The organism is Massilia agri (assembly GCF_024753255.1).
Classification (GTDB): domain Bacteria; phylum Pseudomonadota; class Gammaproteobacteria; order Burkholderiales; family Burkholderiaceae_D; genus Telluria; species Telluria agri.
This window is the reverse complement of the sequence record NZ_JANUHA010000013.1, coordinates 41,023-57,240: the sequence shown is the minus strand read 5'-3', so window position 1 is coordinate 57,240 and position 16,218 is coordinate 41,023. Positions and strand designations below refer to the sequence as shown.

Sequence of the window (16,218 nt, the reverse complement as noted above, 5' to 3'; positions counted from 1 at the left end):
GCGCGTGCGAAGCGTCCCTGGGAGTTCTCAGCCGCGGCGCGCGCGCAGGGCCTTGATGCCGAGCGCCAGCGCCGATACCAGGAAATAGAAGGCCCCGAAGCCGGCATAGCCGATCACGGTGGCGATCGAGGGCGTGGCCTGTCCGCCCGCCTGGTGGATGAAGACGGCGCCGGCCAGCGCGGACTGGGCGCCGCTCAGGATCATCGCCCACTGGGCGCCGCTGTGCTTCCAGCGCCGCAGGGCGGCCGCCAGCTGGAGCAGTCCCGAGAGGATCGCCCAGGCGCCGAATACCGCGAGCACGCGGTGCATGTCGGGGAGGGCGGCGGCGATGGCGGCGGTCACCGCCAGGCTGACGACCACGTTGATGGCCTGGGGCCGGTTCGACAGGATGCCGCCGCTGCGCTGGCCGTCGGCCAGGTTGGCGAGCGCATCCCAGGCCGGATAGACGATCAGCAAGGCCGCTGCAATGGCCGGGAATCCTGCACCAAAGATGGTCGCGAGGGCGATCCAGGCGATCGAGAACCCCGCCCTGGTGAAGTAGTACGTCTTGAGCCAGCCCTCCTGGGTGGCGGAGGTGGCGGGGGCGGCCGGCAAGGCCATGTCGTTCTTCATAATATACCTACTAGTTGGTAGATCGTGGGCGCAAATGGATTGCGGTCCGGCAGGCTGCGCTGTACCCGTACGGACCGTGCTGTCGGATTCAGGCGCCGGCGGTGAGGCGCGCCAGTTGCGGATCCATGATGGTGGCGAACGTTCCCGTGTCGCCGTAGGCCCGGGCGGAGAGCATGGCGCCGTGGACGGTCGCCATGAAGGTCTCCGCCTCGATGCGCGGGGACTCCTTCAGGACGATGCTTCCCTGCGTCGCGCCGCGCTCGAAGACCGAGGTGAGCCAGCCGGACAGGAAGCGGAAATAGGCGCGGATCTCGTGGGCGACGGTGTCGGGCAATACCGGCAGTTCGTTGGCCAGCAGGGCGCATACGCAGAAGGGCGCGCTCGCGTCGCCGATGCAGGCCTTCCAGTAGCCGATGTAGGCGCGCAACTGCTCGAGTGGCGCCGGAATGGCATGCCCGAGATTGGCGATGCCGTCTTCCGCGTCCTGGCGGTAGCGGCTGACGAGCGTGGTCACCAGTTCCGCCTTGCTGGGGAAATGGTGGTGGATGCTGGGCTTGCGGATGCCGACGGTCTCGGCGATGTCGGCATAGCTGAACCCGTTGTAGCCGCCTGCGATGACCAGGGAGCGGGCGCAGGCCAGGATGTCGTCGGCGGTCGTGGATGTCTTCTTCATGCGTTCATCCTACCTACTGGTAGGTTTGGAGTCAAGCCAAGATTGCCGGCACATTGCTGCGGCCGCCGAACTCCGCGATAATCCCAGCGCCATCCGATCGCTTCGACCGATCGCCCATTGATTCAGCCGGTCGGCCCGCCGACAGGCGCCCCTGTGAAGAAACGCCCCATGCCGACTTTTACCCCGACGCGCATTGCCCTGCTGGCAGCGCTGCTCGCCACTCCCGCGATCCACGCCGCCGAACCCGCCGCACCAGGCGCACCCGTGCAGATCGGCGTCGCCTCCTTCAACCTGGCCTGGGCCGGCTCGCAAAAGGACTTCGAGCGCCACGCCGCCGTCTGCAGCGCCGTGTCCTGGTGCGACACGCGCCCCAAGCGCGGCCCCGGCGGCATGCGTCCGGATGACCAGGCGGTGAAGGTCGCGGCCCAATGCGTCGCCGACACCGAGCGCCTGGCCGGAGGGCCGGAGCAGGCCTCGATGATGGCGCCATGTAACGCCTACCTGGGCCGCAACAGGGAAACGCCGCCGACCGCCGTCGACTACGCCGCCAAGCTGGCCGGCCTGCAGGCGACCGTCGACAAGCTGATCGAGACCCAGGGCGTGCGCGTGCTCGCCTTCCAGGAAGTGCGCTCGGCCGAGGTGGTCAAGACCCTGCTGGGCCGCTATGCCGACCGCTTCGATGTCTGCGACGCGCCGCACGAGGGCTTCCAGACCGTGGCCTTCGCCTGGGACCGCAGCCTGAGCAAGGAAGCGGGCCGCTGCAGCGTCAACCGCGAACTGGCGGTGGTCGACAACCCCGGCGACCCGAAGGCGCGCAAGGTGCGCCCGGGCCTGGCGCTCGAACTGCAGCTGCCGGGACGGCGCGTGAGCTTCCTGAACGTGCACCTGAAGTCCGGTTGCGCCAACATCGTGCCGACCCCGATCTACCAGGCACGCCTGCTGGACGATCCCGCCACCGCGTGCACGGTCCTGAACCGCCAGGTCGCGCCGCTCGAACGCTGGCTGGACAGCGTGGGCAAGCAGAGCCCCGAGTACGTGCTGCTGGGCGACTTCAACCGCCGCATCGACGAGGAAGCCGCCGCCGCCATCAAGCCGGAGCAGGTGCGCATCGACGGCAGCAATCCGCTCGGCGCACCGAAGGAGGATGCGACGGGCAAGGTGGCGACGCGCTACCTCTGGCAGGAACTGGCCGACGCGGGCCGCCCGCTGACGCAGGTGCCGCTGCAGGCCGATTCCGCATGCCGCGGCTTCACGGGACTCGACCACATCGTGCTGAGCGGCCCACTGGCGGCGCGCCAGGCGCCGGGACTGGTGTCGCGCAAGACCGCCGTCGTGCAGGTGCCGAACCAGCGCCTCGAGGCCAGCGACCACTGCCCGCGCAGTGTCACGCTGACGTTCTGAGGCAGGCTTCGTTCGCCGGCGCACGCGAGCCGATCCGTGCGCCGTCCCGGGGCGCGTCTCCTTACCATGCAGGTTCCAGAGCCTACAGGAGAACGACATGCCAAGAGGAGCCAGCCCGAGGCGAGAGCGCGAATCGAAGAAACTGGAACGCAAGTTCAAGAAAGAGAAGCGCTACAAGGGGCGCGAGGAGGAGGTCGCGGCCCGCATCGTCAACAAGCAGCGCAGCGCCGCCGGCGAAACCAAGGCGAAGCGCAAGCCGGCACACCGTTCGGCGTCGCGGCGCAGGAGCCGCAGCCACGCACGCAGGACCAGGCGCGGGACCAGGTCCCGTTCCTGATCCGCCCGCATCGCGGCTTACTCCCCGTGGAACTCCTCGGAGCTTGCGAACAGGCTCCAGGCCGCGATGAACAGGGCCGCGATCACCGGCCCGATCACGAAGCCGTTCAGGCCGAACAAGGCCATCCCGCCGATGGTCGACAGCAGCACCAGGTAGTCCGGCAGCTTGGTGTCCTTGCCCACCAGGATGGGACGCAGCAGGTTGTCGACCAGCCCGATCACCAGCACGCCATACAGGGCCAGCACCGCGCCCTGCCACACCGAACCCGTGAACAGGAACCAGGCCGCCACCGGACCCCAGATGATGGCCGCGCCGACCGCGGGCAGCAGGGACAGGAAGGCCATCACCACACCCCACAGCACCGGCCCCGGCACGTCGAGGAACCAGAAGATCAGGCCGCCGAGGGCGCCCTGCGCCAGCGCGACCAGCACATTGCCCTTCACGGTGGCGCGGATCACGGTCGTGAAATTGTCGAACAGGGGCTTCTTGTAGCGTGAGCTCAGCGGCACCGCGCGCTTGATGCGGGCCGCGATGGTGCGCCCGTCGCGGAACAGGAAGAACAGCAGGTAGAGCATCACCGTCATGCTGACCAGGAAGTTGAGCGCGCTCGAGCCGACGTTCACCGCATAACGCGCCGCCAGCTGGCTGGCCTGGGCCACGCCGGCGGCGAGCTTCTCCTGGATCGTCGAGAGGACGGTCGGGTAGTAGCGCTCGTACATCGAGCCCGCCCAATCCGGCAGGCCGGTCACGATCCGGCGCAGCATCGCATTGAAGTCGAGCTGGCCGCCGCTGACCATGGCGTACAGGCCAAGCGCCTGGTCGACCAGCGCCGCGGAAATCAGGGTCACCGGCAGGATCACCATCAGCACGATCAGCATCAGGGAGATCAGGGCCGCCGTATTGGGCCGGTTGCCGAGCTCGCGCAGGATGCGGTCGTGCATGGGGGCGAACACGATGGCCAGCACCATGCCCCAGAACACGGCGCCGGAGAAGGGCAGCAGGATCCAGAAGAAGGCCAGGGTCACGATCCCCAGCAGGAGCAGGAAGGAGTTTTGCGGAAGGGTGAACTGTTTCATCGCGCGATTCGGAGTTTGTTTCCCGTTGATAATACTCTATCAATACCCGATAATCGCTGTCTTTCCGATTCGTGTGCAATCTTCCATGCTGAAAACTCTGAGCCCGGCCATCCTTCTTGCAATCAGCGTGGCCCCGGGCTGGGCGCAGACCACCGCTCCCGCTGCAGACCAGCCGGCGGTCCAGGGCCGCAGCGAGGAGAACGCGATGCGCCAGGCCGAGGATGCCTTCGGCACCAGCGTCGGGCGCGAGACCATCGGCCTGTACAACTCGTCGAGCGTGCGCGGCTTCTCGCCGATCGCCGCCGGCAATGCGCGCATCGAAGGCCTGTACTTCGACCAGGTGTGGGGCTTGACCTCGCGCATCCGGCGCTCGACCAATATCCGGGTCGGCATCTCGGCCCAGGGTTATCCCTTCCCGGCGCCCACCGGCATCGTCGACTACAGCTTCCGCAAACCCGGCGATACCGCACGGCTGGCGCTGGTGACGGGCGGCGACAGCTACGGCGCCGCCTATGCCGAGCTGGATGGCGAAGCGCCGCTGTCGCGCAGCCTGAGCCTGGGCTTTGGCGGTGCGGCTGGCACCAACGAATATCCGAACGGGACCGATTCGCGCTACCGCAACGCGGCGCTCAGCCTGCGCTGGCAGCCTGTCGCGGCGCTCGAGCTGGTCCCGTTCTGGCACCGCTCCGAGACCTACGACGACGAGAAGGCGCCCAGCTACCTGCCGCGCGGCAGCGCGCTCCCGCCGCGCATCGAGCGGCGCCGCTTCAACGGGCCGGAATGGGCCGACTACCGCACCACCGCGATGAACGGCGGCCTGCTCGCAACGCTGCGTGCGGGGCAGGGCTGGACGGTAAGCGGCGGGATCTTCCGTTCGCTGTATGCGGACCACCGCGCCTTCACCCACCTGTTGACGGACGTGACGCCCGACCGCACTGGCAACCGGCGCCTGATCGTCGATCCGCCGGCCGAAAACAGTTCGACCAGCGGCGAGTTGCGCGCCACCCGTACCATTGCTGAAGGCCCGCGCCTGCACAAGGTCCACCTCAGCGTGCGCGCGCGCGACAGGCAGCGCCGCTACGACGGCTCGCAATCCTTCGACCTCGGACGCACCCCGATCGACGCACGCTATGATGCGCCGCAGCCGGACTTCGTCTTCGGCGAACAGACCCGCGACCGCACGCGCCAGTGGACCGGCGGCGTGGCCTATGACGGACGCTGGAGGAACGTCGGCGAGATCGGTTTCAGCCTGCAGAAGACCGACTACCGCAAGCGCCTTCAAAAGCCCGGCCTGCCGCTCGCCACCGCCGAGGACAAGCCCTGGCTGTACAACGCGACGGCGGCCGCCCATCTGGGCCGGGACCTGGTTGCCTTTGGCAGCTTCACGCGGGGCCTGGAAGAGAGCGGCGTCGCGCCCAGCAATGCGCTGAACCGCAACGAACTGCTGCCGGCGATCCGCACCACCCAGGGCGATATCGGCCTGCGCTACGCCTTGTGGCCCGACATGAAGCTGGTGGCCACCGTGTTCGACCTGCGCAAGCCCTACTTCAACTTCGATGCGGGCAACCGCTATGCCCAGCTGGGCGACGTGCAGAACCGGGGCCTGGAAGTGTCGCTGGCCGGGCGTCTCGGCCCGCGCCTGAACATGGTGGCGGGCGCGGTGCTGTCGCGCCCGCGCGCGACCGGCGAGGGCGTGCGCCTGGGACGGGTAGGAGCGCGGCCGGTCGGCATGAGCCGGCGCAGCGCCGAACTCAATCTCGACTGGCGCACGCCCTGGCTGGATGGGCTGTCGCTGGACATGACGGCCTCGCATACGGGCGCGATCACGGCCACCGTCGACAACCGGGTCGCGCTGCCCGCGCGCACCCTGGTCTCGCTCGCAGGCCGCTACCGCTTTACCTTGCTCGAGCGTCCGGCATCGCTGCGGGTCGCGGTCAGCAACCTGTTCGATACCTTCGGCCTGGAGCTGCGCGGGGCCGGGGCTTACGACGTCATCAACGGCCGGCTCGTTCAAGCCTACCTGTCGGTCGACCTCTAGCGCCCAGCCATCGGGATCAGGCGGCGAAGCCGCCGTCGATCAGCAGGTCGGCCCCGGTGACAAAGGCGGCCTCCTCGCTCGCGAGGTAGGCGACCATGCCGGCGACTTCCTCGGGACGGCCATGGCGCGGCAGGGCCATCAGGCCGTGCAGGCCGGCGGCGAAGTCGCTGTCGGCGGGATTCATGTCGGTATCGACCGGGCCGGGATTGACGTTGTTGACGGTGATGCCGCGTCCGCCCAGGTCGCGCGCCAGCCCTTTGGCCAGGCCGGTCAGGGCCGATTTGCTCATCGCATAGACCGCGCCGCCGGCGAAGGGCATGCGCCCGGCATTCGTGCTGCCGATATTGATGATGCGTCCGCCTCCGCGCATATGGACCGCCGCCGCTTGCGCCGCGACGAACACGGAGCGCACATTGACGGCGACGGTGCGGTCGAAGTCCTCGAGGGAAAAGGTGTCGACCGGATTCAGGACCAGCACGCCCGCGCTGTTGACCAGGATGTCGAGGCGGCCGAAACGCTCTGCCGTGCCGTCGATCGCGCGCCGCAAGGCCGTGGCATCCGAGGCGTCCGCATGTACGGGATACGCCTTGCCGCCTTGCGCTTCGATGTCGGCGGCGAGGGCCTGGGCGGCGGCGGCCGAGTTTGCGTAGCCGATCACGACGGTCGCGCCGTCTTGCGCAAGGCGGCGCGCAGTGGCGGCGCCGATGCCGCGCGAACCGCCGTTGATGAAGGCGACTTTCCCGTTGAGGCTGGTGTTCATGGTGATTCCTTTCAGAGTGGGGGAGGGGGTGGAAGCAGTATCCTTCCCTGCGCTTTGTCGCACTAGTCACAGATAAGCACTATCAGTTTCAACCAATGGTATAAACTGAAGGCGGACTCCCGCCGCGTGATCATGCAGACCGACCTCACCATTCACCTCGACGCCTTCGTGGCCGCGGCCGACGGCGCCAGCTTCTCCGCCGCCGCCAGGCGCCTGGGCCTGACCCCGGCCGCGGTCAGCAAGAGTGTGGCGCGGCTGGAAACGGGCCTGGGCGTGCGGCTGTTCCAGCGCAGCACCCGCAGCCTGCGCCTGACGGAGGAGGGCGAGCGCCTCTACCGGCAGGTACGCCTGCCCTGGGCGGAGATCGGCGATGCGCTGGCGGAGTCGCGTGGGGGCGCGGGCAAGCCGGCCGGCGCGCTCAAGATTTCCCTGGCGCCGACGGTCGGTCGCAATTACATCGTGCCGCTGCTGGACGACTTCCTGCGGCGCTACCCGGACATCCAGCCGGACCTGCGCTTCGAGAACCGCCAGGTCGACCTGGTGCGCGAAGGCTTCGACGTGGCCATCGGCGGGGGCATGGAACTGACCGAAGGGCTGGTCGCAAGGGAGCTGGCGCGGGTGCGGATCGTGCCGGTCGCCTCGCCTGGCTACCTCGACCACCATCCGGCCCCCGCCGAACCGGCGGACCTGGCCCAGCATGCCGGCCTGCTGCGCCGTCACATCATGACGGGCCGCCTGACGCCCTGGATTCTCGGGAACGGCGCAGGGGACGAAGTGGTGGCCACTGTGCGTCCGGTAGCCGTGTTCGACGACCCGGAAGCGCTGGCCCGCGCCGCCGCCTGCGGGCTCGGCGTCGCCATGCTGCCGATGCCGCATGCGCTGCCGCTGCTGGAGTCGGGCGAGCTGGTGCGCCTGCTGCCCGGCTGGTATGCGGCAGCGAAGCCGCTGTGCATCTACTACGCGAGCCGCAAGCTGCTGCCGGCCAAGGTCCGCGTATTCGTGGACCACGTCGTCGCCGACGCCGAAGCGCGCGGCTACGCCCGGCACTTCCAGGAGGCCTAGCGGCGGCGGATCAGGGAATCTTGATCCGGATCGGCATCGGCATCGGTGCGCGGCGGTCCGGCATCGGCGCGCGCTCGGGCGGCGTGAGGTCGGTGACCAGGTCGGCGATGCGCACCGTCCGGCCGGTCTCGAAGCATTTGTTGGCCGCGATGCCGACCAGGGCCGACCAGGCGCCGGCGCGTTCGTCCGAGGCGCGCTTGTACTTGTCTGCCGGACCTTCGCCGAAGATCTCGGTCAGCATGACGTCGTCGCCGCCGCCATGGCTGCCCTTGCCGATGATCGGTTCGATGTCGCGCGGCTGGCCGCGCATCGGGATCACGCGGATCGACACGCTTTCGCTGCCGCTTTGCACCTTGGCCGCGCCGGCCGCGCCGCCCGATTCGACGATGCGGTGCTCGATGCGGCCCTTGGTGCCGTTGAAGGCGATGTGGTAGCCCTCCCAGGCGTCATAGGCCGACAGCGCGTAGTTCAGGTGGGCGCCGTTGTCGTAGCGGACCATCACGTTCATCGTGTCCTCGATGTCGATGCCCGGGCGCCAGACGCACTGGTCGCGGTAATAGCCGTCGTATTGTTCGTTGTCGAGGTAGAGGGCTTTCAGGCCCGGGTCGGCGGCCAGGTCGAAGTAGAAGTTGCACTTCTGCTTTTCCGGGCAGGTCAGGCAGCGCTCGTGCGGACCCGAGAGACCCATGCGGCGCGCGGTTTCCGGCGTGTAGAACTGGCGCGAACCAAAGGCGTGCACGGTTTCCGGCTGTGCGCCCAGCCACCAGTTGACGAGGTCGAAGTGGTGGGTCGACTTGTGCACCATCAGGCCGCCCGAGTTGGCCTTGTTCGCGTGCCAGCGGCGGAAGTAGTCGGCGCCATGCACGGTATTGAGCAGCCAGGTGAAGTCGACCGAGATCACGTCGCCGATCTCGCCCGACATCAGGAGCTCCTTGATCTGGGTGCGCGGCGGCGAGTAGCGGTAGTTGAAGGTGACACGCACGCTCCGGCCGCTGCGCTTGACCGCGTCGATGATGCGCTGCGCCTTCTCGGCGGTGGTCGTCATCGGCTTCTCGGTGATCACGTCGCAGCCGGCATCGAGAGCGCGCACGATGTAGTCGTCGTGGCTGGCGTCGGTGGTGGTCACGATCACGAATTGCGGTTTCGTTTCGCGCAGCATGCGGTCGAAGTCCGCCGCGGCATAAGGGCGGGGCTGGCTGGCGCCGGTGTCGGCAATCGTCTTGACGGCGCGCGCCAGGCGCCCGGCGTTGCGGTCGCAGACCCCGACGATCTCGGAGGTATCGCGGAACTTGCCCGTCATCGCATTGGTGAACATGCGCGCCCGCGAACCCACGCCGACGACCGCGTAGCGCTTGCGCGGCGTGGCCGCCCAGGCGCCGGTCGCCGCCAAGAGGCCTGCCGCGCCGGCCGTCTTCAGTACCGTGCGACGATCGATTCCCTCAACGTTCTTTTCACTCATATCCGTCTCCAAACTTGTTGTAATGGGCCGAACCCGAAAGGCCGGTCAGTTCTATGTTGGCGTGAACCGGTGGAATTGGCAAGACCAATTAGTAGATTGGCTGGACTGCCGTAATCGGTGCCCAGTCGCCGTCGGGGCCTGCAGCGGCTCGTTTGCAATCCGTCCGAGACGGATCGTCCAGACTACCCGCTGAGGATCAAATCAGGGTGTGCAATCGTTTGCGTGATGTATCAAAGGAACATTTCAACATTTTTTTTCAACAAAGTGGACAGACCAGTTTATGATGTGGTCATATCAATTCTTCAGATGCCTTCGCAGAAAGGTCAGGAGTTGAGGTCGGGGTCTGTGGTAGTGGCCTGACCAGATAGAAGTGTGGTCATATCAATTCTTACAAAAATATCAAGGAGACTGAATGAAGCCGTACTTTGTACCCACCCCACGCCGCGCCACGCTCGCCACCGCGGTCAGCCTCGCGCTGTTCCAGCTGGCAGGGCAGGCGCAGGCCCAGACCTCCGAGCCGCCGGCCGACACCCCCGTCGCACAGGCGGTGGTCGTGACCGGTTCGCTGATCCGCCGCGTCGCCGACGAGGGCACCAACCCCGTCGTCACCGTCAAGGCGCAGGAACTCGAAGCGCGCGGCCACACCGAACTGAAGGACTTCGTGCTCGAGCAGCCGCAGTCGCTCTCGCTCGGCACCAACTCCGGCGCGGCCGGTCCCGTCACCAACCTGCGCGGCCTCGGCCCGATGCGCACCCTGTCCCTGCTGAACGGCCGCCGCCTGGCGAACGAGCCGCTGCAGGACCAGTACATCTCGGTCAACGTGATCCCGCGCATGGCGCTCGACCGCGTCGAGACCCTGAACGGGGGCGGCGCCTCGATCTACGGCGCGGACGCCATCGGCGGCGTGCAGAACTACTGGACCAAGCGCGGCTACCAGGGCGCCTCGATCAAGGCCGAGTACGCGCGCCCCGAAATGAGCGGCGGCGGCACCACCAAGAGCATCGGCGCCATCGCCGGCTGGGGCAACCTGGGCCAGGACGGCTTCAATGCCTATATCGCCGTCGACCACCAGAAGAAGGACGCGCTGTTCCAGAAAGACCGTCCGGAACAGCATGACCGCGACGTGCTGCGCACCCTGGGCCTGGGCCTGACGCCGGACGCGCGCAACCCCAACCCGCTGGCCAACTTCGGCTTCGCGCGCAATGCGAATTCGAACTACAACCCGGCCTTCGCCACCGGATGCGAGTCGCCCTGGTCGCTGCCGACCCTGGGCAACGCCAGCCAGAACACGCCGCCGACCTATGCGCCCGGCTGCACCCGCAACAACCTGTTCTGGAACCACGTCACCGACGGCAGCGAGATCACCACCGTCAGCGCGCGCGCCAGCTGGAACCTGGCCGGCGGCCACAAGATCGATCTCGATCTGCTGCATTCCGAATTCACGGTGCAGAAGTTCCGCGGCATGCAGGTGCCGGGCTCGAACCAGCCCTTCACCACGTATTCGATGTCGCCGAGCAGTCGCTTTTACCCGGGCAACGGCATCACGCCGCTACCACAGGTCGTGGGCAGCAACAACGGCACCACCAGCCCGGCCATGTACATCGACCCGTCGAAGACGCCGGGCACGCCGGCTCCCCTCAACATGAACGGCCGCACCATCTACTTCCAGTGGGGCCCTGGCGAACTGGGTCCGGCCTACCGCAACGACGAACAGGGCAATGACCGCATCGTGCTCTCGGCCGAGGGCGAAGTGCTGGGCTGGGACTACCGCGCCGGCCTGAACTACGGCCGCTCCAAGCGCGACACCCGCGTGGGCGAGGGCTACATCCTGTATTCGAAGGCCCAGGAAGGCTTCGACAAGGGCATCCTGAACCCCTTCGGCCCGCAGGATGCGGCCGGGCTCGAGTACCTGCGCAGCATCCAGGCCGAGGACTATACCTACCGCCTGAACAAGGCCTTCAACAAGAGCGTCGACCTGACCGTCACCAAGCCGGTGTGGGAACTGGGCGGCGGCGACCTGGTCGTGGCGATATCCGGCGAGCTGCGCGAGGATTCGGCGCGCACCTTCGACGCGCCGCTCGACTACGTGCTCAAGAACGCGAACGGCAGCTACAACATCGACGCTTCCGGCAACGTCAGGCAGACCGACCTGATCGGCGAAGTGCCGCAGGGCGTGGCCAAGAAACTCAAGCGCAAGATCTCCTCGCTGGTGCTGGAAGCCGATGCCCCGATCACCAGGACCTTCACGGTCAACGGTTCGGTGCGCGCCGACCACTACGACGACCTGAAGCAGACCACCGTGAACCCGGCGCTGGCGACCCGCTGGACCCCGAACGACAAGCTGCTGGTGCGCGCCTCGGTGTCGAGCGGCTTCCGCGCGCCGTCGATCATGGACATCCAGAATCCGACGCCGGAAGTGCGCACCCTGCAGATGGACGACCCGGTCCTGTGCCGCGGCCCGCAGCCGCTGGAGCCGGGCACCGGCACCCCATCCCCGGGCTACACGGCCGACCAGGTCTGCGACGTGCTGACCACGTACTGGACCAAGTCACCCAACAACACCCACCTCAAGCCCGAGAAGTCGCGCGGCTTCAACTTCGGCGTCGGCCTCGAGCCGATCAAGGACCTGTCGATCACCGTCGACTACTGGGGCCTGAAGCTGAAGGACGTGCTGGGCGCGGTCTCGATCGCCGAAATCCAGCAGAACCCGGACAAGTACGCGAACTTCATCAACCGCCGCGCCGACGGCACCATCGACTACATCGTGGCGAGCCAGGCGAACCGCGGCCAGACCCGCATCCGTGGCGCCGACATCTCGGCCAGTTACCGCTTGCCGAAGACCAGCTTCGGCACCTTCGACGCCAAGCTCGATGCGACCTGGTACCACAAGTACGAGTTCCAGAGCGAGCGTGGAGGCGTCTGGAGCAGCAACGTCGGCATCATCACCAACGACGGCCGCTTCGGCAGCGCGGGCCCGAACGCCGGCCTGGCCGGCATGCCGCAGGTGAATCCGCGCTGGAAGTACACCGCGGCGGTCACCTACAGCTACGGCGACTGGAAGACCACGCTGTCGCAGCGCTTCAACACCGGCCTGACCGACCTGACGCCGCGCGCCGGGTCGACCCTGACCGAGGTGGACGAGTACAGCCAGTTCAACCTGAACGTGCGCTACACGGGCATCAAGAACACCACCGTGCAGTTCGGCGTCAACAACATCACCGAAGAATGGCCGCCGATCACCGCCAACACCATCTACAGCGGCGGCTACCTGACCAGCCTGGCCGACATGATGGGCCGTGTCTACCGCCTCTCGGTGGAGTACAAGTTCTAAGCGGTGTCCTGCCGTCTCCTGGAGGGCGGCGCTCTGCGCCGCCCGCTGCCGGGTCCCCGTCCGGGGACCCGTTTTTATTTTGACGTACCGATCATGCGCATCCTCCTGCCTCTCCTGGCCATCCTGTGCCTGGCCCCGCCCATCCTCAGCCAGGCGGCCACACTGTCGACCATGACTCCGGCCCAGCCCTTGAGCGAGACCCGGATCGCCGCTCTGCCGCCCGCACAACAGGGACCATGGCGCGACTACCTGGCGCGCTCACGCCAACTGATGGCCGCGGACAAGGCGGCGCTGCAAGCGGAAGGGCCGCTTGACACCACGCCGCGCCCGCACGGCGGTCCACAGGACGGCGGCATGCCGCTGCGCCAGGCGGCCGCCTGGTACGGCAAGCCGGAGGCGCTGCACATAGCAGGCAACATCCTCAGCTTCCAGACCCCAGCGGGCGGCTGGGGCAAGAACATCGACAGGTCCGGCCCGCCGCGCCGGCCAGGCGAACCCTGGGTGCCCCTCGATGCCGGGCAGCGCAAGGCTTCCTGGAGCTATGTCGGCACCTTCGACAACGGCGCCACCACCAACGAGCTGCGCTTCCTCGCGCGCGTCCAGGCGCAACTGCCGGGCGCGCAGGGCGAACCCTACCGCGCCGCCTTCCTGAAGGGCCTGCGCTACGTCCTGAACGCGCAATACCCGAACGGCGGCTTCCCGCAGGTCTATCCGCTGCAAGGCGGCTACCACGATGCCGTGACCCTGAACGACAACGCCATGGTGCGCGTGGTGACGCTGCTGGCTGACGTCATGGAAGGGCAGGGTGACTTCGCCTTCGTGCCGGCTGCACAGCTGCGGGAGACGCGTGCCGCGGTGGAGCAGGCCGTCGCGCTGTTCCTGGCGACGCAGCAGAGAAGCGGCGCGTCCTTGAGCGGTTGGGGACAGCAGTACGACGCCTTGACGCTGGCGTTGGCCGGCGCGCGCAAGTTCGAGCCGGCCGCCCTCGCCAGCCTTGAAACTGCAGCGGTGCTGCAGTTCCTGATGCGCCTGCCCGATCCCTCGCCGGAGGTGCGCGCTTCCGTGGACGGCGGCGTGGCCTGGCTGCGCGCGGCGGCGCTGCGCGACGTGGCGTGGAAGATGACGCCGGAAGGCAGGAAACTGCTGCCGGCGCCGGGCGCTCCCGAACTCTGGGCGCGCTACTACGACGCGCGCACCTTGAAACCGGTGTTCGGCGACCGCGACGGCACCATCCATGATGACGTCAACGAACTGCAGGCGGAGCGCCGCAACGGCTATGCCTGGTTCGGCACCACGCCGGCGAAAGCGATCGCGCAGCATGCCACCTGGTCCGCGGGAGCGAAACAGGCACGCCTCATCCTGGTGGGCGACTCCACCATGGCCCCGAACGGCGGTTATGGCGATGCCCTGTGCCGGCGCCTCGCGCCCGCCGTCGTCTGCGTCAACCAGGGCCGTGCCGGCCGCAGTACCAGCAGCTACCGCGCCAAAGGCTACTGGGACACCGTGCGCAGGCTGTTCGAGGACAATCGCCGCTACAGCCAGACCTGGGTCATGATCGGCTTCGGCCACAACGACCAGCCGGGCAAGCCCGGACGCTCGACTGACCTGAAGACCGAGTTCCCCGCAAACATGGGCCGCTACGCCAGCGAGGCCCGGGCCGCCGGCGCGCTGCCCATTCTCGCCACGCCGCTGGCGCGCCGCACCTTCGAATCCGGCAAGCTGGTCGATACCCTCGCGCCCTGGGCCGCCGCGACGCGCCTTGCGGCGGCCGGGCAGGGCCTCGCGGTCGTCAATGTGCATGCCGCCACGATGGCCGCCTTCGCCGGCCTGGGCGAGGCGCAGGCCGTCACCCTGGGGCCGCCGCCCAAGCCGGATGCCAAAGGCCCCGACCTGACCCACCTGAATGCGCGAGGAGCGGAGATCGTCGCGCCCATCGTGCTGAAGGCGCTGCAAGCAGCCGTTCCGGCGCTGTCCGCCGATGCGAAGCCGCGCGTGATCGTTTCCACCGACATCGGCGGCACCGACTTCGACGACTTCCAGTCCCTGGTCCACCTGCTGCTCTACGCGGACATGGTCGAACTCGAAGGCCTGCTCGCCTCGCCCTGGGGCGAAGGGCGCGACCGCAAGCGCCACCTGCTCGCGATCATCGACGCCTACGAGAAGGATTATCCGAAGTTGAAGACCTGGTCCCCGGCTTACCCGACGCCCGCCTACCTGCGCGGCATCTCCAAACAGGGCGGTTCCGACCTCGCCCCGCCGCCGGGCTGGACGAAGGCGACCGAAGGCTCGAACTGGATCATCGAGCGCGCGCGGATCAAGGATGCGCGGCCGCTGTGGGTGCTGCTGTGGGGCGGCTTCGAGGACCTGGCGCAAGCCCTTCACGACGCCCCGGACATCAAGCCGAAACTACGCGTTTACATGATCGGCGGGCCGAACAAGAAGTGGTCGAACGCCGCCTACGACTACCTGGCGCGCGAGCATCCGGATCTCTGGGTCATCGAGAACAACTCGACCTATCGGGGCTGGTTCGCCGGCGGCGACCAGTCCGGTGACCTCGGCAACGCGGCCTTCGTGGAACGCCACGTCAAGGGCGCGGGTGCGCTCGGCGACTACTTCGCCGGTATCGCGCCGAAGATCAAGATGGGCGACACACCGTCGCTGACCTATCTGTTTGGTCCGAACCCGGAGGATCCACGGATCGCGAATTGGGGCGGCCAGTTCGTGCGCGCATGGGGCAGGCCGCGTCTGGTGTTCGACGGCGCGCCGCCTGCTGGCACCAATGTCGAAACCTTCGCCATCATGGAGTTGCGCTACCGACCCGCAGGCAAGGCGCCCGCCGCACCGCGCGCCACGCTGGTCGTCGACAAGCAGGAGTTCCCCTGCTTCCCGCAGCCGGACGGCTCCTGGCAGTTCCTGTTCTCGCCCAAGGAAGCCAAGACCTGGACCTACCGCATCGCCAGCAACCATCCGGGCCTGGACGGGCAGGTGGGCGGCTTCACGTCGACCGACCCCGCGCCGGAACGCGCGCAACAGCCCTCCAGCCGCTACCCCAACTGGTGGACCGACGACCCCGAGCCGCGCACAGCCGAGGGTCCGAACCAGGGTGCCAGGACCGTCAGCCGCTGGCGTGAAGCCTTCTTGTATGATTTCGCCGCGCGGCTGCGCAGGGCGCAAGCGCCGGCGCCGGCCAAATGAGGAGGCTCTCCATGCCCACGTTCCAGCATTCCCTGCGCGCTCTCGTGCTGACGGCGCTCGCGTCTTTCAGCGCGCTGTGTGCGGCGCAAGCCGCGGACAAGCCGCGCGTCATGGCACGCCGCGCCTGACGCGCTACCAGCAGGTGAGTGTCGACGTCGCCCAGTGAACGGATCAACGGCGGTCGTCGATGTAAGCCTGGTTCAAGATCATGCCGCTTGAAGCCAGCATTGCGCGGCTTCCGCAGGGCCTATCGCGTTTGAACTCGCCGCCAAAT

General features: G+C 67.8%; 11 protein-coding genes. 6 read left to right on the top strand and 5 right to left on the bottom strand.

Translation table 11 applies throughout. From position 1 onward, the window contains the following. Window positions 1-27: 27 nt before the first annotated feature. The gene (locus NX780_RS17470) at window positions 28-612 is read right to left on the bottom strand and encodes a DUF308 domain-containing protein (protein ID WP_258829158.1); all 585 of its coding nucleotides are present in this window, start codon (window positions 610-612) and stop codon (window positions 28-30) included. Between the two features lie 88 nt (window positions 613-700). Further along, window positions 701-1,285: a TetR/AcrR family transcriptional regulator gene (locus NX780_RS17465; protein ID WP_258829157.1), complete on the bottom strand. Its 585-nt coding sequence runs from the start codon at window positions 1,283-1,285 to the stop codon at window positions 701-703. Between the two features lie 168 nt (window positions 1,286-1,453). On the opposite strand from NX780_RS17465, the gene NX780_RS17460 reads away from it, so the two are divergent. Further along, window positions 1,454-2,686 carry an exonuclease/endonuclease/phosphatase family protein gene (locus tag NX780_RS17460; protein ID WP_258829156.1) on the top strand — a complete coding sequence of 411 codons (1,233 nt, stop codon included), beginning with the start codon at window positions 1,454-1,456 and terminating at the stop codon, window positions 2,684-2,686. 97 nt (window positions 2,687-2,783) lie between these two features. Further along, window positions 2,784-3,023: a hypothetical protein gene (locus NX780_RS17455; protein ID WP_258829155.1), complete on the top strand. Its 240-nt coding sequence runs from the start codon at window positions 2,784-2,786 to the stop codon at window positions 3,021-3,023. A gap of 17 nt (window positions 3,024-3,040) precedes the next feature. On the opposite strand, the gene NX780_RS17450 is transcribed toward NX780_RS17455, so the two are convergent. Further along, entirely contained in the window at window positions 3,041-4,099 is a 1,059-nt protein-coding gene (locus tag NX780_RS17450; protein ID WP_258829154.1) for an AI-2E family transporter, read from the bottom strand. Between the two features lie 85 nt (window positions 4,100-4,184). On the opposite strand from NX780_RS17450, the gene NX780_RS17445 reads away from it, so the two are divergent. Then, window positions 4,185-6,137, top strand: coding sequence for a TonB-dependent receptor (locus tag NX780_RS17445; RefSeq protein ID WP_258829153.1), 1,953 nt, complete (start codon window positions 4,185-4,187; stop codon window positions 6,135-6,137). 16 nt (window positions 6,138-6,153) lie between these two features. On the opposite strand, the gene NX780_RS17440 is transcribed toward NX780_RS17445, so the two are convergent. Further along, a complete protein-coding gene (locus NX780_RS17440; protein WP_258829152.1) occupies window positions 6,154-6,897 on the bottom strand; it encodes an SDR family oxidoreductase in 744 nt (247 codons plus the stop codon). A 132-nt stretch (window positions 6,898-7,029) separates the two neighbouring features. Between NX780_RS17440 and NX780_RS17435 the strand changes: the two genes are divergently transcribed. After that, window positions 7,030-7,959 carry a LysR family transcriptional regulator gene (locus NX780_RS17435; protein ID WP_258829151.1) on the top strand — a complete coding sequence of 310 codons (930 nt, stop codon included), beginning with the start codon at window positions 7,030-7,032 and terminating at the stop codon, window positions 7,957-7,959. 10 nt (window positions 7,960-7,969) lie between these two features. Here the strand turns inward: NX780_RS17435 and NX780_RS17430 are convergent, their stop codons facing one another. Beyond that, the gene (locus tag NX780_RS17430; RefSeq protein ID WP_258829150.1) at window positions 7,970-9,418 is read right to left on the bottom strand and encodes a Gfo/Idh/MocA family protein; all 1,449 of its coding nucleotides are present in this window, start codon (window positions 9,416-9,418) and stop codon (window positions 7,970-7,972) included. Between the two features lie 412 nt (window positions 9,419-9,830). Here NX780_RS17430 and NX780_RS17425 point away from each other — a divergent pair, with 412 nt between their 5' ends. Continuing rightward, entirely contained in the window at window positions 9,831-12,749 is a 2,919-nt protein-coding gene (locus NX780_RS17425) for a TonB-dependent receptor domain-containing protein (protein ID WP_258829149.1), read from the top strand. A 93-nt stretch (window positions 12,750-12,842) separates the two neighbouring features. Then, window positions 12,843-15,944, top strand: coding sequence for a pectate lyase (gene pelA, locus NX780_RS17420; RefSeq protein WP_258829148.1), 3,102 nt, complete (start codon window positions 12,843-12,845; stop codon window positions 15,942-15,944). Window positions 15,945-16,218 lie beyond the last annotated feature (274 nt).

Coding starts and splice junctions, on each gene's coding strand:
- NX780_RS17445 (WP_258829153.1), top strand. CDS start 4,185: ATGCTGAAAACTCTGAGCCCGGCCATCCTTCTTGCAATCAGCGTGGCC.
- NX780_RS17425 (WP_258829149.1), top strand. CDS start 9,831: ATGAAGCCGTACTTTGTACCCACCCCACGCCGCGCCACGCTCGCCACC.
- pelA (WP_258829148.1), top strand. CDS start 12,843: ATGCGCATCCTCCTGCCTCTCCTGGCCATCCTGTGCCTGGCCCCGCCC.
- NX780_RS17450 (WP_258829154.1), bottom strand. CDS start 4,099: ATGAAACAGTTCACCCTTCCGCAAAACTCCTTCCTGCTCCTGCTGGGG.
- NX780_RS17440 (WP_258829152.1), bottom strand. CDS start 6,897: ATGAACACCAGCCTCAACGGGAAAGTCGCCTTCATCAACGGCGGTTCG.
- NX780_RS17460 (WP_258829156.1), top strand. CDS start 1,454: ATGCCGACTTTTACCCCGACGCGCATTGCCCTGCTGGCAGCGCTGCTC.
- NX780_RS17470 (WP_258829158.1), bottom strand. CDS start 612: ATGAAGAACGACATGGCCTTGCCGGCCGCCCCCGCCACCTCCGCCACC.
- NX780_RS17430 (WP_258829150.1), bottom strand. CDS start 9,418: ATGAGTGAAAAGAACGTTGAGGGAATCGATCGTCGCACGGTACTGAAG.
- NX780_RS17435 (WP_258829151.1), top strand. CDS start 7,030: ATGCAGACCGACCTCACCATTCACCTCGACGCCTTCGTGGCCGCGGCC.
- NX780_RS17455 (WP_258829155.1), top strand. CDS start 2,784: ATGCCAAGAGGAGCCAGCCCGAGGCGAGAGCGCGAATCGAAGAAACTG.
- NX780_RS17465 (WP_258829157.1), bottom strand. CDS start 1,285: ATGAAGAAGACATCCACGACCGCCGACGACATCCTGGCCTGCGCCCGC.